This is a genomic window from Ensifer sp. Root127 (genome assembly GCF_001425225.1).
Taxonomy (GTDB): Bacteria; Pseudomonadota; Alphaproteobacteria; order Rhizobiales; family Rhizobiaceae; genus Ensifer; species Ensifer canadensis.
The window spans coordinates 180,600-202,940 of sequence record NZ_LMDX01000053.1; the positions used below are offsets into that span (position 1 = coordinate 180,600).

Here is a 22,341-nt window from a genome sequence, read left to right on the forward strand (position 1 = left end):
CGCCGAACAGCCGTGGACCTTCTTGTTGTTGCCCTCGCGATCTTCTCCGCCCACTGGTGCCATCGTGAAGGTCATGGCATGGGGGGTTGCCGGCGCCTAAGGCGACCTTTCTTGTAACCGCGGCCGCCCTCGTGGCACTGTAGATCCAGTCTTTCGCAACCGGCCGAAGGCTGCGGCTGTTACCGCGACAGCCTGGGCTCGCCGTCTGACGTGCATCGCCCGCCCCGTCAGAGCGGCTGCGGCACCTGCGGAAAACCGCCAACATGCATGCAGGTCATTGCGGCCCGATCGCGCCCGGCCGCAAGGCAATCAGGCAGCGGCAGACTTGCAATACGGGCTGCGAGAAAGCCGGCAATGAAGCTGTCGCCGGCACCGGTCGTGTCGACCACCTCGACCGGCCGGATGCCGATCGAAACAGTTTGTCTTCCATCGCTGACCAGGGCTCCCTTGCTGCCTCGGGTAACGACAGCGAGCGGCACGCCGCATTCCAGCAGGCGGCGCAGCAAGTCTTTGGCCGTTGCGTCGTCGTCGCCGGCGGAACCAAAGGCGATCGTCAGACCTTCGATTCCCAGATTGACCGGATCGGCATTGACGGACACATCCTGGGACACACTGACACCGGCATCGGCGAGCGTGCGACGCAGAACGCCTTCATCGTCCATCCAGCCGAGATGCACGTGATCCATGGTCTTGAGGACGGCAATTTCGTCCGCGTCCGGCTTGTAGCCGGCGCAGACGCCGAAATCCTCGAAAGTGAAGACACGCTCCCCGGAGGGAAGCACGTCTATCTCCGTGTAGGCGGTGATGCCGAAACGTTCCTGCATGTGGGTTACGTCGACACCGTTTTCAGCCAGGAGATGCCGCGTTCGCTGTCCGGCCGGATCCGAACCGACTGCGCCGAAATAGTGCGAGCCGTGGCCGAGCCGGGCGAGCTGTACCGCAACGTTAACAGCGTTGCCGCCAACCAGCGATTGCGAAAGCGGAGGCTGGAACCGGTCTATGCAATTGTCGCCGACGGCGGCGAAGCGGAGGGTTTTCATGCGTATCTCGGGATAGGACGCGGAAGCCGCGAACGCGATGATGCGCATTCGCAGCTCCGGATTATAGCGTCAAGCAGCTATATCAGTAGGCGACGCGCTTGTAGTAGCGCCTTGTCGTGAGAGGATGATTGCGCAGGACTTCAAGATGGGCGCTGATGCGCTCCAGCACAGTCGCCATCAGCACCGGCGACACCAGCGCCCGCACATCGGCCGAAACGCCGGGCAGTTCGAACTCGGCAGTGTCGAGAACGGTAAGCTTGTCGGTGTAGCCCGGCGCAAAGTTCTGGACGCGTTCGGCAAGCGGGCGTGCCGCATCCTCGCCCTTGAAGAGAATGACACTGACGCCCTTTTCGACGAGTTCGAGCGTGCCATGGAAAAAATCGGACGCGTGCACGGGACGGGTGCGGATCCACTGCATCTCCTCGAGGATACACATACCGTAATAGAACGCTTCCGGCCAGACGTTCCCGGCGCCGGTAATAATGTGGTAGTCCGAGGCGGCGAGGACTTTGGCAAAGGCCTCCGCCTTGGGCTCATAGGCTCGCTTCACCTCCAGTAGCAGCGCCGGCATGCGGGAGAGCTGGCTGACGATCTCGGGGTAATTTTCGATTTCAGCACGGTGGTTTAGGATCGCGAGCGCAATGAACAGCGACTGCATATAGAAGGATTCGCAGGACGTATCGTCCTCGGCAAAGTTGACGAAGACGTGGTCCCCGCCCTTGCCGAGCGGCGTCTCCTGATGGCCGACCAGGGTCACAACTGTCGCGCCGATTTCCTTCAGCCTGGCGAGAAGGGCTACACTTTCCTTTGTCGTGCCGGACAGCGACGGCATGACGACGATCGACTTGTCCGTCAGCTGCGCCGAGCCTGCGAGCACCAGTTCCGCCGGCATGTCGATGAAGGTGGGAAAGCGTGAGCGCCGTTGCAGCAACTGAACTGCAGGCTGCATCAGGATCGCAGCGCCGCCGGTGCCGAGGAAGAAAATGTTCTCTGCGCCGGCCGAAAGACAGGATACGATCACTGTTTCCAGGCGGCTCTGCAGCGCGATTGCGCCGGACTGGATACGCAGGAATCTCTGTTCGTCAAAATTCAGCATGGTTCTGTTCTCGGTGTCTACATGAGATAGTTGTAAGACAACTGACATCATCAGGAATATCTGTCAAGGCGGCTTTTCCGCGATCTACGGAAACGCCACGTGAAGCGAGGCGGACGCGCTGTCCAAAGCCGGGCTTCGTACACTTGACCGGCAAGGATTTGTCAGACAAGAACGATTGAACGATCAACGACGACATGAGGCGTTTAAGTGCAGGAGCCCCTTCGCGACTCGCGCACCCTGGCCATTCAGCTTCGGGACCGGATTGCCGATCTCATCCGGTTGGAGGGACTGAAACCCGGGGACAAGCTGCCCACAGAAGCGCAGCTCACGCAGCGTTTCAAAATTTCCCGCCCGGCGCTTCGCGAAGCACTGAAGCTGCTCGAACAGGACGACGTCATCTATGTCGAGCACGGTCGCGGCCGTTTCGTTTCGGCGCTCGCGGCCGTGCAGGTCGATCGCCCGATCACGGTCTTCGAGAGCGTCACCGACATGGCGCACCATTACGGTTATACGACCGTCAACAAGGTGCTGTCGATTTCCGAGGAAACACCCGACGCGCGCGTCGCTGATAGCTTGCATCTCCCACCCACCGGTCGCGTGATCCGCATTGAGCGCATCCGTTTGCATGAGGACGAGCCGATCCTCTACTGTATCGACTACGTTCCGCGCAGCATTATCCCGGCGAAGCTCTACGACCTCGACTGGAGCGGATCGCTGATGGACCTGCTCGAGGAATGCGGCAGCCGCCCGCGTATGTCCGCCGCAAGCGTATCTTCCGTCATGCTTCCCGATGACGTCGTCGCGCGCCATGACCTCAGGGATTTCGGGCCAGCCCTGCTCATCACCGAAACCTGCTTCAACGCAGCCGGCATCCCGGTGAACTACGCGATTGACTATCATCGCGGCAGCCATTTCTCCTTTAGCCTGATGCGCAAGTAGGCGCTTTCCGAGAAGGCGTGCCGGACTCGATGTGGGGCCGTACGTCGGCGTCCGGGTGCCCGCGACGGCAATGCAGACTGGCGATGCCGACCTGGCTATGGATCCACAGGAGGTCGATGACAGTCTGCCTCCGATCTTGGGTATCCTGGAAGCTGTCGATCCCTCGTTTCGGGCCGTCCCCCATCAGGCCGACAAGGCGCGTGTGACCGCATTCGTCAACCGGACCAATTTCCTGACGGGCAACCCGGCGTCGCCGGCTGTCATTAGCGTTAAGATCATCGCACACGAAAACTCTGCAAGAAGAATCGCTTGAACCTTTACGAACAGAGTGGTTCAAATATATTCAAAGTGAACTTGAAAGGTCCGCTCATGGCAGCATTTACAATCCGCGTCCCGGACGAAGTTGCCGACCGTCTAAACCAACTTGCCCAAAAACTCGACCGTTCCCGCTCCTACATGGCCGCACAGGGTATTGAAGATTTCGTATCACGCGAAGAGTGGCAGGTTGCGGAAATGGAAGCTGGTATTGCCGAGGCGGACCGAGGTGAATTCGCGAGTGACGACGACGTGGCACGCGTGATCGGCAAATACGTCAAGGCGGCTTCTCGGTCATGAAGCAGAGGCGCATCCGCTGGACCGTGCGGGCGTTGCAGCGGCCTGACGAAATCGGTGCATTGCTGCTCGAACAGAACGACGAGTGGGCTGTCCAGCGCTCCAGATACCTGACCCTTGAGACCATCGCCGCAATGAGCGATGATCCGCTCATCAGCCTGCCCGCTGCGGCAAGCTGACCCATTCCCGGCTCCGTCCGGAAAGCACGGCGATCGCCGAAGCTACACGACTCCTTGGGACATGATCCGAACTATGGACCACATCCACAAGGCTTGGACCCCGCGGATGCACCGCAGCGCGAAGCTTCCTTGGCGGCTTACCCGAGCTTGCAGCTCGCTACGCACGTATGGCTGGTTTCTGAGCTTTTACGGCTTAGCCCCCGACGAACGGACTGATCTGCTTTACCCAAACTCGGTGCTGGCCGGTGATCCGTTGACCGGGTTGCTCAATTGGCGGACGCGCCACTGGCTGACTCATTTCGCCGAGTAAACCTCGTGCGGAACTGGAACGGCAGCGTTCCGGCTCCTGTTCACCTTGCGTCTTCAGCGCTTCTCACAATGCGATCTTTTAGCTCGCAGAACGGAACCCTCGATACATTGCATTATCTGCTCTCAACGCTCGAGACTGCTCAGCCGCGATCCGTTTATGTGATGTCGCTGTTTGTCCTATCCTTGCGGAGCGAGGCTCGTTCTGATGCCGGCCTCGGCAAAGCGGGTCAACTGCATCTGAGTAGCGTCGTCGGTATAAAGGACGTGAACGGCACGGCCGGTTGCAGTGAGCTTTTTGGCCTCCTCGAAAGCCTGTTCAAAACTGACGGGAATCGCATCGGTGGGGCTGGAGGGTTCGTGCTGTTCCAAAACGTAAAATGTCGAGCTTCTAATATCTCGTGTCATCGGTATTCTCCTTTTAGGCACCAACAGCGCGCGAGCACGATAGTTCCCGACGTCGGTCGTCAAAGCCGGCCAGCAGCAGCGGAACCGGCCGGCCTCTCGACTACCGAATTGACAAAGTCTGATCGGCGCCCCAATTCATCAAGATGAGTTTGAGCGAGGTCGTGCGCAGCAACGCACAACGAGCAACAGCACTGGTCAAATGGCCCCTCCGCGGAAAACGCCGACGCCGGAGCAGCCCTGTTTCCTCCATGCGCAGCTTCTGGGGCCTATTGCTGGCTTATTGGCTATCTGAACGGTGGCGCGAGGCCTGGGGCTTAACGTTCCTCATCCTTCTACTCACCGGTTTGTCGGCTCAAGCGAGCGTCTGGTTCGCTTTGACCTCCGGCGAGCTCGTCAATCGGATTGCCAACTTCCACCATCCAACCGTGCCCACCACACCTTCGTCGCTGCTGACTACCGCGGCGACACTCGCCGCGATCGCGATCACTAGGGATGCGGGATTTACTGCGGTCCGTCACTTCTTTTCGACCACGCTCCATCGGAAATGGCGCCAATGGCTTGACGCACGCTTTAACCAGGCACTGCTCGATTCCAACCATACCCATTTTCATCTTCAGCAAAACGGGTTCGGGGCGACGACGGGCCAGGACACTTCATCGCCCGACAACATCGATCAGAGGGTACAGGAAGCCATAAAGGGCATGACGGGTGGCGCGATCGGCCTTGGCGTGGGAATCGCCGGCGTTGTGCTATCGCTGGGATTTGTCGGGACAAAACTGATCGAAACCTCGAGCCCCGTCAGGGGAATTGAGTTTCTGGGTAGCTACGGTACCGCCTGTCTGACATTGCTGGCCATCGCGATCTACGTGCCACTCAATACATTTGTCGCAGCCAAGCTCGGCAGTGTGATGCAAGGCCTATCCGTGGGCATTCAGTCCGCAGAGGGGAGTTATCGTGGCGAACTGAACCAATTGTTGCACCGTAGTTTTCATGTTGCCGTCATCAAGGGCGAACCGGCCCAGAGAGCCATCAACGGGCGCCGATATCGCGAGATTGACAACACTTGGGCGAGCCTTAATCGCGTGACCGCCGGTTACATGGGCTTCGAGCTGGTGCATAATTTCTTAGGATCGCGTATCGTCGCCTATGCGCCTGGACTGATCCCCTATGTCGACAAAACGATCAGCCTACAGGATTATGTGACCGGCGCAGAGCTGGCGACAGCGCTCATCAACGAATGTTCCTGGTTCATCCATGCGATGCCCGATATTGCGACGTTAAGGGCCGACGCACGCAGAATCACCGAACTTGCGCAAGCGGTCGAAGCGGTGCAGCAGCCGCAGGATTATTATGCTCGCAGCGGTCCCTCAGTGTTCGAATACAAGACCCAGGATGCTGCGCTCGGTTTGACCATCGAGCGGATTGAGCTCCTGCACACGGGTGATGACGAGCCATTCTTGGTCGCTGACCAGCTGCGCTTCGTTCCCGGAGAATGGATTTTAGTCGTGGGAGAATCCGGAAGTGGCAAAACCTCGCTTATCAAGGCGGTAAATGGTCTCTGGGCGCACGGCCGCGGCACGATCACGACGCCAGAGACCGGAAAGAGCCTCTATGCCGCACAGGACGTGAAGCTTCAGAGTATTTGCCTGAAGGATCTCATTTGTTTGCCGGACCGGGCTGGCGCGCACACCGACGCCTCTGTAGTGGCGGCCTTGGAAGGCGCCGGCCTCGGAGAGTTCGGGGAGGAGCTTTTGAGCGATGGACGCGATGGGCAGAACTGGGACAAACTCCTGTCGGGGGGTGAAAAACAAAAACTCGTCCTTGCGAAAATTCTTCTGCTAAGGCCGGATCTGCTATTCCTTGACGAAGCGACGAGCGCACTTGATGGCCAGGCGGCGCAGTCGTTTCACCAATCGATCAAGGACCATTGTCCAGAGGCGATCGTAGTCGCCGTTATGCACGATACCTCCTCCATCCAGTCAGAAGAAGGAGCAGACTTCTTCGATAGCGTGCTCGCCATCAACGACGGCATTGCGGAGAGGATACCAATAGAAGCCTGGCGTGACGCACAGGGATAGGATCGATAGCACGAAGTTCGCTACCACCTTGATGCAGCCAGCGGTGGATACCTTTGCCGGCGCCAGCTTTATATCTTCGAAGAAGCCCCCGTTACGCCCTCGGTTCACACGAGGATTTAGCCGAACGGAACAAATTCCGGCGTAGGCAGTTGGATTTTTGCAAGTCGCGGGCCAGACCTTCACCCGCAAAGTTGAAAGACCACGCGATGGCGCGAAGGATCACAGCCGACGAAGCCCATAAGATGAACCTGATGCTCAGCCACGCCATCACCGCGATGCGCGTCAATGAGCGGCTGATCTGTCGCCTCCTTCAGTGGGCAGTGGCGCACAGCCAGGATCCTCATGCCTTCATCGAAAGTGTATTGGAAGCAGCCAGGAGCGACATACGCCGTTCAGGCGATGATGGCAGCACAAACTCGGCGATCGCAACAGGCGAAGCGCTTGAGTATCTTGATGATCTTGCCAACGAGATGAAGCCGCGCCTTTCCAAGCCCAACTGCCCGTAAAGGACAGGATCGGCCTACGGCGCCGCGAGTAGGGTTTGATGAGCGCCGTTAGGCGCACGACACGTCGGGCCGCCGGGTGTCCCATAGGCTACGCTGGTTAGAACCGCGCATTCGCTTGGCCCACCACCCAACTGGCGGCGTAGCGCTGACCCGTTCCTAAGACTACAGACTATCGGTCTATATCGAGCGGTTCGCAATCGCGGCCGTGGAGCGCGATGCGGAAGCCGTGCCCTCCACATCTATTCAAGCTCGGTGGCGATCGATGCGTGCTGAGCAGATGACATCTAGAGGTCCCTTAATGGTTTACGGGCGACGATCGCGTATCGGTGTTGCAATCCGCGAGAAAGCCCTTTCAGGTAACTTAAGTGCTTCGATTGGGCACGATGGATTGCCTTCAGATCAGTATCGACGGTTACGTTCGCAAACCCGGAATTCTGGATCAGGGCAGCAACATCCGCAGCGCGCGCGCCTTCTGAGAAATGCACCTGCGACAGGATGCGGTTGTGAATTTCGGCCATGCCCGCCGGCGCGGGGACCTGGTCCGCTTTCGTCAATCCCAACTGCTGGAGCAATTCTGCTGCTGTCTTCACGACACGCTCCGCCATACTGAGGTTGACGAAGTCACCATCAACGACAAGCAAGGTTCCGCCGGGCTTCAAGACCCTCAACCATTCCGCAAATGCCTGCCTCGGATTGACGAGTGTCCAAACGAGATGACGTGTTACCACGACATCATAGCTTTCATCCGGCTCCATGGTATTTTCAGCATCGGCGATGCGAAACTCAATCGCTCGTCCACGCGTCTTCGCCTTTGCCCGGGCCCGTTCCAGCATCGGCTCTGCCCAATCAAGGCCTGTGACCTTGTAACCTAAATCGTCCATGAGATGCGATATGACCCCAGTGCCGCACGCCAGATCCAATGCGTGACGTCCTTCTCCTCGAGCGAGGTGCCTGATGATCAAATTGTGCCAGGCCCGGCGTTCCTCTTCTGAAAAGATCTCATGTCCGGGCGATTGATCGAAAGTCGCCGCACGCGCCGACCAATAGGTTTTAATCTCGTCCCGCAGCCCAAAATTGTGGCCCGCAGCCGCTCCTGTGTTCATCCTGCTCGATCCTGATTGCATGAGATTAAAATGGTTCTAATAGATATAACTTGACTGTTAAAGTCATAAAATAATACAGGCATCGCAGTTTCCACGGAGTGAAATTCGATGCGCATTAAAGCCAAAGCAGCCGCACTTGCAATGGGTCTACTTGCCACCGCTACCTGGCCGGCTTTCGCCGACAAGATTACCATCAAGGACGTGACCGGACGCGACGTCGAAGTTGAAGCTCCGGTCAAGAACATGATTCTCGGCGAAGGCCGGCAGATCTATTTCCTTGCTGCGCTCGACAGGCAAGCTCCGTTCGAACACGTTGTAGGCTGGCGCGACGACCTGCCGAAAGCCGACCCTGAATCCTACGAAGCCTATCTGGCAAAATACCCAGAAATCGCCAAGCTGCCGACGTTTGGCGGCATGAAGGACGGGACCTTCGACATCGAACAAGCCGTCGCGCTTAAGCCCGACGTGATCCTCATGAACGTCGACGCCAAGACTGCCACGGAAGAAGCTGGTTACATCGAAAAGCTCGGCAAGGTCGGCATCCCACTGGTCTATGTCGACTTCCGTGAAAAGCCGATGGAAAACACCGAGCCGAGCATGCGCATCATGGGCAAGCTGATGGGCAAGGAATCAATCGCCGAAGACTTCATCAAGTTCCGCGCCGACAGCATCGAGCGGGTCACGGGCGTGCTGGCGAAGGCCGACCCGAAGAAACCGCTGGTGTTCGTCGAGCGTGCCGGTGGATATTCCGATGATTGCTGCATGTCGTTTGGCAACGAGAATTTCGGCAAGATGGTCGAGATCGCCGGTGGCATCAACATCGCAAAGGACATCATCCCCGGCACCTTCGGTACGGTCAATCCGGAGCAGGTGATTGCCTCCAATCCGGACCAGATCATCATTACCGGCGGCAACTGGGACAAGTATGTTCCAGGGGGTGCCTGGGTCGGTGTCGGCTACGGTGCCGATCTGAAGGAAGCCCATCGCAAGCTTGAAGCGCTGACCAAGCGTCCAGCCTTTACCGGCGTCAAGGCTGTCGCGGACGGCAATGTCCACGCCATCTGGCATCAGTTCTATAACAATCCGTATCAGTTCGTTGCAATCCAGGAGATCGCCAAGTGGCTGCATCCGGAACTGTTTGCCGACCTTGACCCCGAAGCGACATTCAAGGAACTGCACGCGCGCTTCCTGCCGCTCGATTACAAGCCGGGATACTTCGTCTCGCTCAAGGATGAATGATCCATGGCGATCGAGGCTGCGACCACCGAGTCAACGGGACGCGATCTATATCGCGCCCTCGCTTTTCGCCGAATTGCCATCTTGAGCTTGCTTGTCATTGCATTGTGCTTCAGCATATCGCTCGACATGGCGCTCGGGCCGGCAAATTACCCACTTTCGGACGTCCTGTCGGCAATGCTCGACCCGGCCGCCGTCGCGCAACAGCTGCGCGTCATCGTTTGGGATATCCGCATGCCGATTGCATTGATGGCAGTGACGGTAGGCGCCTCCCTATCGGTTGCGGGCGCCCAAATGCAGACGATCCTTTCCAATCCGCTTGCCAGCCCTTTCACGCTCGGGATTTCCGCTGCAGCCAGTTTCGGCGCGGCGTTGGCATTGGTCGGTGGCGTCGCGCTGTTTCCGGCAGCGATCCAGTACATGGTTCCACTCAATGCCTTCCTGATGGCGATGGTGGCAGCCCTCTTCATCCATTTCGCCTCGACAATGCGCGGCGTCAGCGTCGAAACGATCGTGCTTCTCGGCATTGCGCTTGTCTTCACGTTCAACGCCGCACTTTCCTTGCTGGAATATCTGGCCTCTGAACAGGCGCTTGCAGCGGTGGTGTTCTGGACAATGGGCAGCCTCACCAAGGCGACCTGGCCGAAGGTTTACTTTACTGGGGCCATTCTGGTTGCGATGGTCCCGTTCCTGATGAAGGACGCCTGGGCATTGACGGCGCTTCGTCTCGGCGATGATAAGGCAGCCAGCATGGGCGTGAACGTGCGTCGACTGCGCCTGCAGACGATGATGATCGTCAGCCTGCTTGCTGCCATCCCGGTGTCGTTCGTGGGCACTATTGGCTTTGTCGGCCTGGTCGGACCCCATATCGCCCGCATGCTCGTCGGCGAGGACCAGCGCTTCTTCCTGCCGGGCTCGGTTATTTGCGGCGCGCTGCTGCTCTCGGCGACATCGGTCGTCAGTAAGATGATCATCCCTGGTGCGATTTTGCCGATCGGTGTGATCACCGCCCTCATCGGCGTACCGTTCTTCTTCGTCCTGATCTTCAGCAATCGGAGGCGCGCATGGTAGCGCTCGCACTTGATAAAGTCGGCGCCATGTATGGCCGCAGTTCTGTCCTTTCCGGCGTCAGTACCGACATTCTGGAAAAAGGCAGTATGACCGCCGTGATTGGCCCGAACGCTGCGGGCAAGTCGACACTTTTCAAACGCATAGCGTCGCTTATTTCCGGGCCAGGTCTCGTCCATCTGTCTGACACCGAGCGCGCGCAAACAAGCATCTGCTACATGCCGCAGGACACCGGCGCAAACGCTGTCTTGACGGTATATGAATCTATTCTCCTATCTGCAAAGCAAGGCAGCGGCTGGCGCGTTCACAATGACGAGCTCGATGAAATCGACAGCATTTTGAAGGCACTACGGATCGACGCGCTTGCGTTTCGCGGCCTCGGCGAACTTTCCGGCGGACAGCGCCAGTTGGTCTCCCTCGCCCAGGCGCTAATCCGCAAGCCCGAAGTGCTGCTGATGGACGAACCTACCTCGGCTCTTGACCTTCACCGCCAGGTTGACGTGCTGAGTTTTGTTTCCAACCTTGCTCGCCGCAAAGGCATGATCGTTCTCATCGCGCTTCACGACCTCAACCATGCCCTGCGTTATTGCGAAAACACCATCGTCATAGCCAATGGAACAATGGTTGCAAGCGGCAAGACCGCAAGCGTCATCACCACTCCGATGTTGCAGGAAATCTACCAGGTCAATGCCCGCATCGAGAATTGCTCGCAGGGCCGTGCATTGGTGATCGTCGACGGCCCGATCAAGTCCGAGCCGCTGGCAAATGGCAGTGACTTTGCTTCACGGCGCGTGTGATGGTGCATAGGCCTAAGCGATCACCTTGGGGGCGAACGGAAGCCGGGTGAGATCGCACCCACCAGCCTGCTTGGTTGACTTCCGCATGCGACAGGATCGCCTCCGGACCGGGATTTCGTAGAAAGCTGCGGGTGCGCGATTACATCGGGATCTTGCGGGTAACGGGCTTTCGATCGCTCCAGCCATGTAGGCCAGTGAAACGCCGATCGCGCCGGTATTGCGGCCCAGCGTGTGGGCGGCATAGTCAACGTGGGCCGTGTTGCTAGTTCCCTGGCGAAATGAGCGTGCTCGTTGTCGGGATCAGAGGTCGATAGGCTTCGACGCTCCCATCCGCGATGATACGATACATCTTCACCGGCTGGAGCCAATCCAGCGGCGGGCAGTAGGTCATCTTGAAATTACCTTTCGGTGAGCCAGTTGATTGTTCAACTCTGAAGCAAGCGGGAGGCAGCCGTGGATCGCTCCGACAGCTTTCAAATTCAGTGCCCGAGGTGCGGCATGCGCGAGAGACTCACAATCTCGGGCATGGAGACGAGAGAGGTGTTCCAGTGCTTTGTCTGCGGGACCACTCGCAGCTTGCAGAAAGAGGACATTCTGCAGACTTGCCGCGATGCAGCGAGCAAGACGCGGCAAGCGCTTTGAAGGATTTCACAGAATGCAAATGGCCGCTTCTCATACGGATACAGTTGAAGCTCCGTCTGAGCGTTCAAATTAACAGATCGGCGGACTAGGCTGAAAACGTTGAGAATTCGAAGCCGGGTAAGGTTGACTTTTTTCGCGTCGCCTTTTGCGATCAAAGACTGATCGTCGGCCATCTGCACAAGCTCCGGCGCGTCAGACTCCGGTTGCATTATGCAAGCAGATTTGCGATCCTGCGGGGACGGAGGTGTGATCCATTTGCCCGATTGAAATGGCCGCAGAGGCGTTCCGTGAAGTGGTGTTCCTGCGGGGCATCATGTTCGAGGACGGACCGTCGGTGGTTTCGTGACTGAAAGGAGACGAGACAATGCCCAAGTTCATCACAATCGGATATGGCGATCCGGCCGACTACGACCGCACGCCCAAGTCCGCCAGAGACGCCGCGCACGCCCAGGACGCCAAACTTCGGTCCGACGGCGCTGTGATGGGGATCGCTGGCGAACCGGTGCAGCTTCGCAATCCAGACGCTCACGGCGTGGAAACTCGCGATGGACCGTTCATGTCGTCCGCCTTGCCGATCGCCGGTTTCGCCATCATCGAAGCTGCCGACCTGAGCGAAGCTATCAAAAAGGTTTCGTGCGTGCCCTGTGCGGTTGCGCATGGCGTCGTTGAAGTTTGGCCATTGAAACAGGCAACTTGATCCGAGCCGCAACGTCTTCAGCAGCCACGAGCATCGCCGATGCACTGGCAGGGTCGTTTCGTGCAAACCGCTCGGCCAGATGATGGATTTCGCCCGACCGCACCTCGAGATCACTGTCATTGACCAGGGTGTGGGTTCCACAGTGTTTGCTCACGGCCGTGTACCCCTCGACAGCTTCGACGATCTTGCCGTTACGCTTCATCGCAAGTCGAACCTTGTCCCGCCCCTTCCGCAGGTGCCGCAACTAGTCTGGATGTTGGGCCTTTTGGGGCAAGTACGATCAACGATGATCAATGCGGCACGGCATCTGTCCTCTCGGGCAGATCGGAAGCGGTGATCCAAATGTGGCCGTCGAATGCCAATTCTCCGCCATCGAGCTTGCGGCTGGCAATCCTCTCAAGCATCGTAAGCTTGGAACGAATATCGCCAATCGCGCTGTCATTGACCACGCAGACCGCCTGACAGGTGCTGCCATCTCTCATCACGATCAAGGTATGGTGGCTGTTCTCCATAATTCTTCCCGACAGTGTCACGAGCCTCATGCTGTTTTCCTTCCGTAAGAGATTGCGGAAAGCCCCAGGGCTGGAGGTTCCGGATATATGGTTAACGAAAGGTTAACAGGAGCCAGGCCTGGCCGGTCATGGACGGTCAAACCCACATTGAGAGGTCCGGTGCCCACCGCGTTTCACGCGCCAAGCGTGCCTTCTATTTGAATTACGGGACGCGCGAACGGCCCCTGCGCTGTACTGCGCCGAGTTTGTTTTCGTCGACAATTTTTCTATGGATCTAGATGCAACTACCGCATTTACAATGCCGGCAGCGACGTTGGAGCTTGCGGGTGCTGCAACAACGCTATCGAGCTGAGCGCTTAAAACGCCTTCTCCCCGGCAAGCTGCTAGCTTCGCTGCAAGGTTCGCTCCTCCAACAGGGCGAGCAGCGTAACTACATCTACCTGCAGGTCCCGGCAGACTTCCTCGTATTCGTCTATAAGCGCCTCTCGATGGGGCATCTCACGCCGGAGATTGTCGAGCGTCGTTGATGCCAGCGCGTAGGATTCAAAGAGATCGTCCAAGCGCCGGTCCTTGGTTGCGAGCAACCACCCACGATGGCGCGGTAGCGCCATCCCCAGGCGAGCCCGCCCTAGCTTTAACAAGCTCATTCCGCGCCTCCCTTGGCCCTGAGTAAAGCTATTTCGCCTCTACCTTAGGAAGGTACACGGCGACGGCCCGGCTATTGTCATTGAGAATTTCGCCTCCAACGATCAGGTAAACGGCTATCGCTGCTACCGAGAGAAGCATCACACCGATGGGCAACCCGGTTGATGCGGTTTTTTCCGGCTGCCCATAGCTATGTCTTTCATGCATCCTGATATCTCCCATGGTCTCCTCGAACCGAGGTAACAGCACCAGAGCAGCCGAAGGGACGGAAGAGCCGCTCTGGCACCGTTACAAACCCATGGCTTTTTTGTGAGGGTCTTCAGCGACATGGGCTAATTGAGAAATTTAGTGCAACGCGGCTTCCCAACAATCGACCTCAGACTTTTGCCAAGGGCCGATCAGACTGAAGTCCCATGTCGGAACTTTTCACATTGTCGCGGGTTTTGGTGCGCCTGCCAAATGGCGTGCCTAAGGCTAGGCTGGCAGTCCGCAACAAGCGCTTGTCTTATCGGGAACCCAACCCCGAACCCGCTTCGAGATGGAGAGGAACGGCAGGCCCAACACACTCGTAAGAATCGTCAAACCGCGGAAGCGGAAACCTCGCGCAGCCACTCAATGAACAGTCTCCCACTTTCTTTTTTTGGCTTCCTTGTTGGAACGACGACGAAGTAGGCCGCCCTGGTGCGGATGGATGCATCAGTAAGACGGACCAAGCGAGTTTGCTGGATAAGGTCGGCCACTAGACGATTCCAACCGAGCGCAATGCCTTGCCCGTTCATTGCGGCATAAATGGCCTCGATGTAGAAACTGCATCGAAGGCCTCGGGCCTTTTTCGGCGCCTTCACGGAAAAGGCCGCTAGCCACTCCTCCCAGCCCGTCCATGTAGGATCTTCCGTATCGCTTGATATCAAAGGATGGCCGACAAGATCTTGCGGTGTGCGGACCTCGCCAGCCGTGAGCAAATAATCTGCGCTGCAAATCGGGAAAACTTCGTCGTCGAACAATAGCTCCGCCTGACCGTCCGACCAAGTACCGGTTCCGTAGCGGATCGCCAGGTCTACATCGCTTGTCTCGATGCTTGTTCGGGCATCCTGCGTAATGATGCGAAGTTTGATTTCGGGATGGGCGCGAGAAAACGCGGCGATCCTTGGCAGAAGCCAGAAGTGCGAGAAGGAAATGGTCGCCGAGATGGCCAACTCATCATCCGGGCCTTCAGATCGGAGGTCGGCTACGGTGTCGGCAATCAGATTGAACGCGTCGCCGGCCGCTGCTGAAAGCAGCTTGCCCTTCTCCGTCAATTCGATCTTGCGGTGGAGCCGCCGAAACAAGGGAAAACCGAAATCTTCTTCCAGCAAATGGATTTGCCGGCTTACGGCAGCCTGAGTAACACCGAGCTCCGTCGCCGCGCGCGTGAAACTGGACAAGCGGGCCGCCGCTTCAAATGCCGTCAAGGCGGTGAGCGGCGGTAGTTTCTTCCTCAGGTTCGACATCTGTCTTCCATTACATTTGGTAATGTCACCTGCGCATATTTATGCCGTTGAGCGACCAGAATAGTTGAGCGATTTTGTCTTTCAGCCCCTCGGACTTTCGATCGGAACATAAGGTGGATTTATGCTGCAGACATTTGCTTCTCCCATATCGGCCCTCCTGGACGCAAGGGCTGAAGGACATTCACTTCCAGCCGGCCTTTACACACGCGAGGACGTGTTCGAGGCAGATCTCGAGGTGTTCTTCCGCCGGCACTGGATCTGTATCGGCCTTGAATGCGATGTGCCGGAGCCTGGCGATGCAACCGTTATTGATATCGGCAAGACGAGCCTCATCGTCCTTCGCGACGACGACGGCGATATCCGCGTCATGCACAACGTCTGCCGTCACCGCGGCTCACGTCTGCTGGATCCGGGCAAGACGATCGTTTCGAAGCTCGTCTGTCCCTATCATACCTGGACCTATGAGTTGACGGGCGAGCTGAGCTACGCGCCTCATATGGGCAAGAACTTCGACAAGGAATGCCGCAGCCTCAAGGCGGTGGCATTCAAGTCGGTTGGCGGCCTCATCTATGTCTGCCTATCGGACAATCCGCCCGAAGATATCGAGCGCCTCATCGACGTCATGGCCGAACGCCTTGCACCCTACGATATCAGCAATGCCAAGGTCGCGTACGAATCCGATGTCATCGAACAGGGCAACTGGAAGCTCACGATCGAAAACAACCGTGAATGCTACCACTGCTCCGCTAACCATCCCGAACTCTGCGTCTCCTTTGTCGACCTCGATTTCGGCTTCGACCCGGACGCCTTGAGCCTGGAAGATCGCGCCCAGGCCGAGGAGCATTTCTCGCTCTATGCGGAACGCACCAAGCGGTGGGAGGCAGACGGGTATCCATCTGCAGCGGTCGAGCAATTGGTGAACTGCACCACTAATTTCCGAACGCAACGGCTCATCATTTCGGGTGCTGGCGAATCCCAGACCCCCGACGCGACCGCAGCCTCGGCAACGCTGCTCGGCACGATATTGCGCAAGGATCTCGGCGATATGCACCTCTGGGGCCACAACAGCTGGAACCACTTCATGGGCGACCACGCCGTCGTTTCGATCGTCATACCGCTCTCAGCGGATAAAACGCTCGTGCGGACGAAATGGCTCGTGCACAAGGATGCGGTCGAAGGCATCGATTACGACCTCGAAAAGCTGACCAACGTCTGGATCGCCACGACCGAGCAGGACGCCGAACTCGTCGCCCGCTCGCACGCCGGGATCGAAGATCCAGCCTATGTGCCAGGCCCCTACTCACCCTTCTCCGAAACCAACCTCGACAAGTTCACGTCGTGGTACATCGACCGGATGCGTGCCCATGGATACTAAGAGCTCCTTTTCTCCGGTCGGTCGTCTTGAGCCTGACAACTTGTGGAGCCGCGACAGGGATGAAGATCTGGTCTGCGTGGATGTCCATCAGGAAACGCACGACGTGAAGACCTTCACCTTTGCGTCTCCCGAGGGCAAACGTTTTGCCTTCGAAGCCGGTCAATATTTCCTGTTCGACCTCGATGTCGATGGCGAGCCGGAAAGCCGGTGCTACAGCATATCGTCGTCCCCGAAGCGCAGCAATGCGTTCTCGGTCACGGTCAAACGGGTCGCCGGCGGCAAGATATCGAACTGGCTTCATGACAAGCTCGTCGTCAACGCCAAGGTCAAGGCAAACGGTCCTCTCGGCCACTTCGTTCGGCCGAACGGCCGGAAGTATCTGTTTCTGTCCGGAGGATCAGGGATTACCCCGGTCATGGCGATGGTCCGCGAGTTGGCAGACACGTGCGAACCCGCCGATGTTGTCTTCATGCACGCGGCGCGGACCCCGAAGGACCTCATCTTTCGCAACGAACTCGCCAATCTGGCCAACCGAGTGAAGGGCCTGCGACTGCAGTTTCTGCCGGAAGTCGTTTCCGGTGAGGCCAATTGGCACGGTCTGACGGGACGCATATCGGCTGCATATATGCAACTCGCGGTTCCCGACGTCGCTGAACGCATCATCATGTGCTGCGGCCCTGCGCCGTTCATGGCGGCGGCGCGCGCGATCACGGCCGAACTGGGCGTTCAGGCGTCCAACTATATCGAGGAGAGCTTCGATGCAGCGGTGATCGACGACGTGGATATTCCTAACGTCGAACAGCCCGCCACCCGAACATTCCAGGTCGAATTTTCCAAACAGGCTCGCAAGATCGAGGTTGGAGGTGAGCAGACCGTGCTCGCCTGCGCAAAAAAGGCAGGAGTAAAGCTTCCCTCATCCTGTTCGAATGGCGTTTGCGGCACATGCAAGTCGAAACTGGTATCCGGCTCGGTCGAGATCAACCACAATGGCGGCATCCGGCAACGAGAGATAGATGCCGGACTCTTTCTGCCGTGCTGTTCGAAGCCGCTGAGCGATCTCGTCATCGATCGCTAGCATCATCCGAGCATCGGGACACGGGTTCATTCGAGCCTTAGCTTGTCAGGCCGCGAGCGCGCCACTCTTCTTTGCCGTCCAGGTGGCGATGGGTCCCATGAGGCCAGGGTTGTGGCAGTCATAGGCCTCAATACCAAGCTCTCGTCGCCGTTTTCTCGTATCTCGACATTGTCTGTCGGGGCGGCGGCGACGTCCGAGAAGACAGCACCATCGGGCTTCAGCACTTGGTGCAGCCGCAGGCATGGTTATCGGCAATGTTCCTCCTGCGCTCGGTTGCACCCGAGCCGTTCACTTCAATGTCTCGGACGATCAGGCAACAACGCCCAGAAGGCGAACAACGGCGTTTCGTCGGAGCGCATGGCGTGCCGGACACCAGGTGGATTGTAAAACGAGCCTCCGACCCCGGGTGAGAACCACTCGGAGGTGCCATGCTGAAACTCTCCCTCCGACAGAACCAGGTAAATTTCTTCCGGGGCATGGTCGTGATCGGGATAACGCACGTTCGGCGCCATCAGCGTCGCTCCAAGCCATAGGTCACTTCGGTCCTCCAAGCCACCCGGTCCGACGATCATCGTATTGGCGTGGCTCATCAGGAAATTCTCGCTTGCCGTATGATCGTAGACGGAGCGCCACTTCCATTCGAGCATCGGCTCAAGGTCCGCGAAGCGCTCAATCAGCGCATCCAGTGACGGTCGCCAGGTTTTCGTTGCCAGAACGCTCTCGATATGTCGGTTGCACACCGGAAGGCGCTTTCCGATGTTCAAGCGTTGGGGTTGTGGCGCTTCGAGTTGGGCAAATATCTCCATGACGGACCGGCGCGCCCTTAAATCCTGAGCGAATTGGTCGAACGCGACGAAAGCCGCATCCAGAAAAGCTTGCAGAGCGTCGACCCGCGCCATCGTTAGAGATCCTTGGCAAGACGCAGCGCGTCGTAGATGGCCGCATGCGTGTTACGCGCCGCGACCGCATCGCCGATCCGGAAGAGTTGGTAGGCACCTTCCGGGTTGCGTTCAACCGATTGCGGCGTTCCAGAAATCAGGTCGTCGTAGGACACTTCGCCGAGGTTCCTCGAACCAGGCTTCAGTTCGAAATAGAGGTCATCGAGCGGAATGGTGCCGTGATTGACGACGATCTGATCGAAGGTCTGCTGCTTGGCCACGCCGCCATAGTCGCTGCCGACATGCGCGATGATCTGATTGCCGCTCTTCTCTGCCGCCTCCAGCCTGTAGGTGACGGTAAAGGTGACATCGAGTTTCTGCAGCGAGCGCATGTAGGGAACGAGGTTCATCGCCATGACTTCCGGCGCGAAGGAACGGTCCGGCGTCATGATCTCGACTTTCGCACCGGCCCTGGCGAGGAACTCCGCAGCCTGAAGACCAGCATGATCGCCCGCATCGTCGAAGATGAGCACGTTGGTTCCCGGCTTTACATCACCCGAGATGATGTCCCAGGAGGAAACGACAAGCTCGTTTCCCTTCGAAAGAACCTCCGTATGCGGCAGTCCGCCTGTCGCGATGATGACAACATCGGGCGCTTCGGCATGCACGGTGTCAGCCTCGGCCCAGTTGTTGAACCGGAAGGTGACGCCGAGCTTTTCGCACTGGTTCATGCGCCAGTCGATGATGCTGATCATTTCCCGTCGGCGCTCGCTTTGGGCCGTAAGCCGGATCTGGCCGCCCGGATTGTTCGCGGCCTCGAAAACGACGACCTCATGCCCCCGCTCCGCAGAGACGCGAGCGGCTTCAAGGCCAGCTGGGCCCGCCCCCACAATTACGACCTTCTTGCGGACCACCGCCTTCGGGATCCGGTGCGGCATCGTTTCTTCCCGGCCGGTCGCAGCATTATGGATGCAGAAGGCCATGCCACCTTGATATATGCGGTCAAGACAGTAGTTGGCGCCGACACAGGGGCGGATATCATCCTCTCGCTTTTCCATGATCTTTCGCACGATATGCGGGTCGGTCATGTGCGCGCGGGTCATTCCGACCATGTCCACCTTGCCCGACGCGATTGCGTGGCGCGCGGTTGCCACATCCGGAATCTTGGCTGCATGGAACGTCGGAAAATTGGTCGCGGCGCGGATCTCGCCCGCGAAATCAAGATGCGGCGAATTTGCCATACCCTGAATCGGGATGACGTCGGTCAGACCCGCATCCGTATCGATATGGCCGCGAATAACATTCAGATAGTCTATAAGGCCGCTGTCGCGAAGGCGTTTTGAGATCTCAATGCCTTCGCTCATTCCGGTCCCGCCGGGAAGACATTCGTCGGCTGTATAGCGAACGCCCAGGATGAAGTCGTCACCGACCCTTTCACGCATTGCCTTGAAGACGTCGAAACAGAAACGCAAGCGATTGTCGAGCGAACCACCATAGGGACCATCGAGCTCGTTGGTGAGCGGCGAGGTGAACTGGTCGATGAGATGGCCGTAGGCTTCAAGTTCGACGCCATCCATACCACCGGCCTTCATACGCTCGGCCGCGTCAGCGAAGTCCTTGATGATGCGCTCGATATCCCAGTCTTCGATCTTCTTCGGAAACGCGCGGTGTGAGGCTTCGCGATGGTGCGAGGGTGCAATGACCGGGAGCCAGTCGCCCTTGTCCCAGCGGGTGCGCCTGCCGAGATGAGTGAGCTGGATCATGATCGCGGCGCCCTCATCGTGCACAGCGTCCGTCATCTGCCTAATCCACGGCACGATCTCGTCCTTGTAAGCCAGCAGATTGTTGAAGACCGGGGGGCTGTCTTTCGAGACTGCAGCTGAGCCGGCAGTCATCGTCAGCGCCACACCGCCCTTCGCCCGTTCAACCGTATAGGCGCGGTAGCGGCCCTTCGGCATACCGTCTTCTGGGTAGGCAGGCTCGTGGGACGTGACGATGATGCGGTTGCGCAGGGTCAAATGCTTCAACTGAAACGGCTGAAGCAGGGGATCGTTCGACATGCGAGGGGCTCCGGTTTAAGGGACTTTAATTCGCAACGGTAAGCGAAAATGTACACAGGTGTCAACAAACAAAAACACCGTAGTTTGGAACTTCGACACTCGTGTACATTTTGCTTGAAGCAGTCCTTTGGATTTGTTAGGAGGTAATCATGGAACAGGCGATGAGTGACACCGGCTGGCGCGGTTCTCAGGAGGGGTGGCTCGAAGCGGCCTACGACTCCCTGCTCGAGTCTGGCGTGGAGTCGGTGAAGATCCTGCCGTTGGCCAAACGGCTCAATCTTTCCCGGACTAGCTTCTATTGGTTCTTCAAGGACCGCGAGGAACTGTTGAACGCTCTCATTGCGCGCTGGAGGGAGAAGAATACGGGTAACCTCGTCAAGCAATCCGAAGCCTATGCGGAGTCCCTGGCCGAGGCGATGCTGAACGTTTTCGACTGCTGGGTGAGCAAGGAGCTGTTTGACTCCCAGTTCGAATTCGCCGTTCGTAGCTGGGCGCTGCAATCGCCGGAGATACTGGCCGAAGTCCAGCAGGCCGATCAGGTCAGAATGGAGGCGCTGGGCCGCATGTTTATGCGTTTCGGCTACGAGGCGGGACCAGCGGATGTTCGCGCGCGAACAACCTACCTGGTCCAGATTGGATACATCTCGATGCAGTCCAAGGAGGACCTGGCGCTCCGTATGAGGCGCATTCCGGATTACATCGCGATTTATACCGGACAAACGCCGCAGCAGAGGGAGCTCGACCGCTTCTACGCCCGGCATGGCTACAAAGCAGAGTGAGAGAACAATGGAAACGGGCGGACCTTTGAGGGTTGGCGTACTTGGTGGTGCCGGATGGCTGGGCGGCGCAATAGCCAAAGCCATTGTCGGCGCAGGCGTCGTTGAACCTGAAAACCTGTCCCTCTCCTATCGCCGCGAGCGTCCCTACCGTTTCAACCGCTCCTCCTGGACATCAGACAACCAGGCACTCGCCGACCGCTCTGACGTTATCGTTCTCTCCGTCCGCCCGGCGGACTGGCCCACCCTGAACGTCGATGCCGAAGGCAAGCTTCTCATCTCCGTCATGGCGGGTATTCGCCTGAGCGCTCTTTGTGCGCACCACCGGACGGACCGTGTGGTTCGTGCCCTGCCGAATGCGGCGGCCGAAGTTCGAAAGTCCTACACGCCTTGGATCGCCACGGCCGGCTTGCGAAAAGATGATCGGGCGATCGTGCGGGCTATATTCGATGCCTGCGGCTCTCAAGATGAAGTGTGCGAAGAGGCGGAAATCGACTATCTGACCGGCCTCACCGGATCGGGGCCCGCCTTTCCGGCGCTGCTCGCCGAAGCGATGATGACAGACGCCATCTCGCATGGACTGTCGCCCGAGATCGCCAAGCGGGCCGTCAACACCCTCATGGTGGGTGCGGGCCGGCTGCTGGAACAGCGGGACGACTGTCCCAGTGAAACAGTCCAGACCTTCCTTGACTATCGCGGCACCACAGCTGCCGCGATCGAGGAGATGCGCGCGGCCGGGTTCGATGATGCCGTTTCGCGCGGGTTGACGGCTGCATTGAGGAAATCGGTTGGCATGGGGGAAGCCTCCTAGCGCCGTAAGGGC

21 protein-coding genes and 3 pseudogenes are annotated in these 22,341 nt (G+C 58.3%); 15 read left to right on the plus strand and 9 right to left on the minus strand.

The window, feature by feature from the left end; genetic code table 11:
* Window positions 1-227 precede the first annotated feature (227 nt).
* Together ASD03_RS34805 and ASD03_RS34810 are read right to left on the minus strand one after the other, a co-directional pair.
* Complete coding sequence (locus ASD03_RS34805) at window positions 228-1,040, minus strand: PfkB family carbohydrate kinase (RefSeq protein ID WP_057218694.1); 813 nt, start codon at window positions 1,038-1,040, stop codon at window positions 228-230.
* An 82-nt stretch (window positions 1,041-1,122) separates the two neighbouring features.
* Window positions 1,123-2,136: an SIS domain-containing protein gene (locus ASD03_RS34810; protein WP_057218600.1), complete on the minus strand. Its 1,014-nt coding sequence runs from the start codon at window positions 2,134-2,136 to the stop codon at window positions 1,123-1,125.
* Window positions 2,137-2,343: 207 nt separating this feature from the next.
* Here ASD03_RS34810 and ASD03_RS34815 point away from each other — a divergent pair, with 207 nt between their 5' ends.
* From ASD03_RS34815 to ASD03_RS34830, 4 genes and pseudogenes are all read left to right on the plus strand, one after another.
* Window positions 2,344-3,075 carry a GntR family transcriptional regulator gene (locus ASD03_RS34815; protein WP_057218601.1) on the plus strand — a complete coding sequence of 244 codons (732 nt, stop codon included), beginning with the start codon at window positions 2,344-2,346 and terminating at the stop codon, window positions 3,073-3,075.
* A gap of 43 nt (window positions 3,076-3,118) precedes the next feature.
* Window positions 3,119-3,319: pseudogene (locus ASD03_RS34820) on the plus strand (GSU2403 family nucleotidyltransferase fold protein); the annotation flags it as partial.
* Window positions 3,320-3,444: 125 nt separating this feature from the next.
* The gene (locus tag ASD03_RS34825; RefSeq protein WP_057218603.1) at window positions 3,445-3,690 is read left to right on the plus strand and encodes a CopG family ribbon-helix-helix protein; all 246 of its coding nucleotides are present in this window, start codon (window positions 3,445-3,447) and stop codon (window positions 3,688-3,690) included.
* A gap of 50 nt (window positions 3,691-3,740) precedes the next feature.
* A pseudogene (locus tag ASD03_RS34830) lies at window positions 3,741-3,866 on the plus strand (IS256 family transposase); the annotation flags it as partial.
* Window positions 3,867-4,352: 486 nt separating this feature from the next.
* On the opposite strand, the gene ASD03_RS34835 reads toward ASD03_RS34830, so the two are convergent.
* Window positions 4,353-4,580 (minus strand): hypothetical protein, encoded by a 228-nt coding sequence (locus ASD03_RS34835; protein ID WP_057218606.1) that lies wholly within the window; start codon window positions 4,578-4,580, stop codon window positions 4,353-4,355.
* Between the two features lie 149 nt (window positions 4,581-4,729).
* On the opposite strand from ASD03_RS34835, the gene ASD03_RS34840 reads away from it, so the two are divergent.
* Window positions 4,730-6,658, plus strand: a complete 1,929-nt coding sequence (locus tag ASD03_RS34840; RefSeq protein WP_244494731.1) for an ATP-binding cassette domain-containing protein — start codon at window positions 4,730-4,732, stop codon at window positions 6,656-6,658.
* A gap of 242 nt (window positions 6,659-6,900) precedes the next feature.
* Window positions 6,901-7,164, plus strand: a complete 264-nt coding sequence (locus tag ASD03_RS34845; protein WP_156408128.1) for a hypothetical protein — start codon at window positions 6,901-6,903, stop codon at window positions 7,162-7,164.
* Between the two features lie 284 nt (window positions 7,165-7,448).
* On the opposite strand, the gene ASD03_RS34850 is transcribed toward ASD03_RS34845, so the two are convergent.
* Window positions 7,449-8,267 carry a class I SAM-dependent methyltransferase gene (locus ASD03_RS34850; RefSeq protein ID WP_057218610.1) on the minus strand — a complete coding sequence of 273 codons (819 nt, stop codon included), beginning with the start codon at window positions 8,265-8,267 and terminating at the stop codon, window positions 7,449-7,451.
* A 108-nt stretch (window positions 8,268-8,375) separates the two neighbouring features.
* On the opposite strand from ASD03_RS34850, the gene ASD03_RS34855 reads away from it, so the two are divergent.
* From ASD03_RS34855 to ASD03_RS34875, 4 genes are all read left to right on the plus strand, one after another.
* Entirely contained in the window at window positions 8,376-9,506 is a 1,131-nt protein-coding gene (locus ASD03_RS34855) for an ABC transporter substrate-binding protein (protein ID WP_057209274.1), read from the plus strand.
* A gap of 3 nt (window positions 9,507-9,509) precedes the next feature.
* Complete coding sequence (locus tag ASD03_RS34860) at window positions 9,510-10,574, plus strand: iron ABC transporter permease (protein ID WP_057218611.1); 1,065 nt, start codon at window positions 9,510-9,512, stop codon at window positions 10,572-10,574.
* Window positions 10,568-11,368, plus strand: coding sequence for an ABC transporter ATP-binding protein (locus tag ASD03_RS34865; RefSeq protein WP_057218612.1), 801 nt, complete (start codon window positions 10,568-10,570; stop codon window positions 11,366-11,368). Before ASD03_RS34860 ends, ASD03_RS34865 begins: the two co-directional genes overlap by 7 nt.
* Window positions 11,369-12,374: 1,006 nt before the next feature.
* Window positions 12,375-12,707: a YciI family protein gene (locus ASD03_RS34875; RefSeq protein ID WP_057218615.1), complete on the plus strand. Its 333-nt coding sequence runs from the start codon at window positions 12,375-12,377 to the stop codon at window positions 12,705-12,707.
* 290 nt (window positions 12,708-12,997) lie between these two features.
* On the opposite strand, the gene ASD03_RS34880 is transcribed toward ASD03_RS34875, so the two are convergent.
* A complete protein-coding gene (locus ASD03_RS34880) occupies window positions 12,998-13,249 on the minus strand; it encodes a hypothetical protein (RefSeq protein ID WP_063997132.1) in 252 nt (83 codons plus the stop codon).
* Window positions 13,250-13,545: 296 nt separating this feature from the next.
* Between ASD03_RS34880 and ASD03_RS39570 the strand changes: the two genes are divergently transcribed.
* Entirely contained in the window at window positions 13,546-13,746 is a 201-nt protein-coding gene (locus ASD03_RS39570; protein WP_156408129.1) for a hypothetical protein, read from the plus strand.
* A gap of 696 nt (window positions 13,747-14,442) precedes the next feature.
* Here the strand turns inward: ASD03_RS39570 and ASD03_RS34895 are convergent.
* Window positions 14,443-15,354, minus strand: coding sequence for a LysR substrate-binding domain-containing protein (locus tag ASD03_RS34895; RefSeq protein ID WP_057209249.1), 912 nt, complete (start codon window positions 15,352-15,354; stop codon window positions 14,443-14,445).
* A 121-nt stretch (window positions 15,355-15,475) separates the two neighbouring features.
* Here ASD03_RS34895 and ASD03_RS34900 point away from each other — a divergent pair, with 121 nt between their 5' ends.
* Together ASD03_RS34900 and ASD03_RS34905 are read left to right on the plus strand one after the other, a co-directional pair.
* Window positions 15,476-16,729, plus strand: a complete 1,254-nt coding sequence (locus tag ASD03_RS34900; protein ID WP_057209247.1) for an SRPBCC family protein — start codon at window positions 15,476-15,478, stop codon at window positions 16,727-16,729.
* Complete coding sequence (locus ASD03_RS34905) at window positions 16,719-17,804, plus strand: hybrid-cluster NAD(P)-dependent oxidoreductase (RefSeq protein ID WP_057209245.1); 1,086 nt, start codon at window positions 16,719-16,721, stop codon at window positions 17,802-17,804. Before ASD03_RS34900 ends, ASD03_RS34905 begins: the two co-directional genes overlap by 11 nt.
* Before the next feature lie 45 nt (window positions 17,805-17,849).
* Here ASD03_RS34905 and ASD03_RS40955 read toward each other — a convergent pair.
* The 3 genes and pseudogenes from ASD03_RS40955 to ASD03_RS34915 form a co-directional block, all read right to left on the minus strand.
* Window positions 17,850-18,063: pseudogene (locus tag ASD03_RS40955) on the minus strand (hypothetical protein); the annotation flags it as partial.
* Between the two features lie 34 nt (window positions 18,064-18,097).
* Window positions 18,098-18,703 (minus strand): dimethylsulfonioproprionate lyase family protein, encoded by a 606-nt coding sequence (locus ASD03_RS34910; RefSeq protein ID WP_057218620.1) that lies wholly within the window; start codon window positions 18,701-18,703, stop codon window positions 18,098-18,100.
* A gap of 2 nt (window positions 18,704-18,705) precedes the next feature.
* Window positions 18,706-20,742, minus strand: coding sequence for an NADH:flavin oxidoreductase (locus ASD03_RS34915; RefSeq protein ID WP_057218621.1), 2,037 nt, complete (start codon window positions 20,740-20,742; stop codon window positions 18,706-18,708).
* A 149-nt stretch (window positions 20,743-20,891) separates the two neighbouring features.
* Between ASD03_RS34915 and ASD03_RS34920 the strand changes: the two genes are divergently transcribed.
* Both ASD03_RS34920 and ASD03_RS34925 read left to right on the plus strand, forming a co-directional pair.
* Window positions 20,892-21,521 (plus strand): TetR/AcrR family transcriptional regulator, encoded by a 630-nt coding sequence (locus tag ASD03_RS34920; protein ID WP_057218622.1) that lies wholly within the window; start codon window positions 20,892-20,894, stop codon window positions 21,519-21,521.
* 7 nt (window positions 21,522-21,528) lie between these two features.
* Complete coding sequence (locus ASD03_RS34925) at window positions 21,529-22,329, plus strand: pyrroline-5-carboxylate reductase dimerization domain-containing protein (protein WP_057218623.1); 801 nt, start codon at window positions 21,529-21,531, stop codon at window positions 22,327-22,329.
* Window positions 22,330-22,341: the final 12 nt, after the last annotated feature.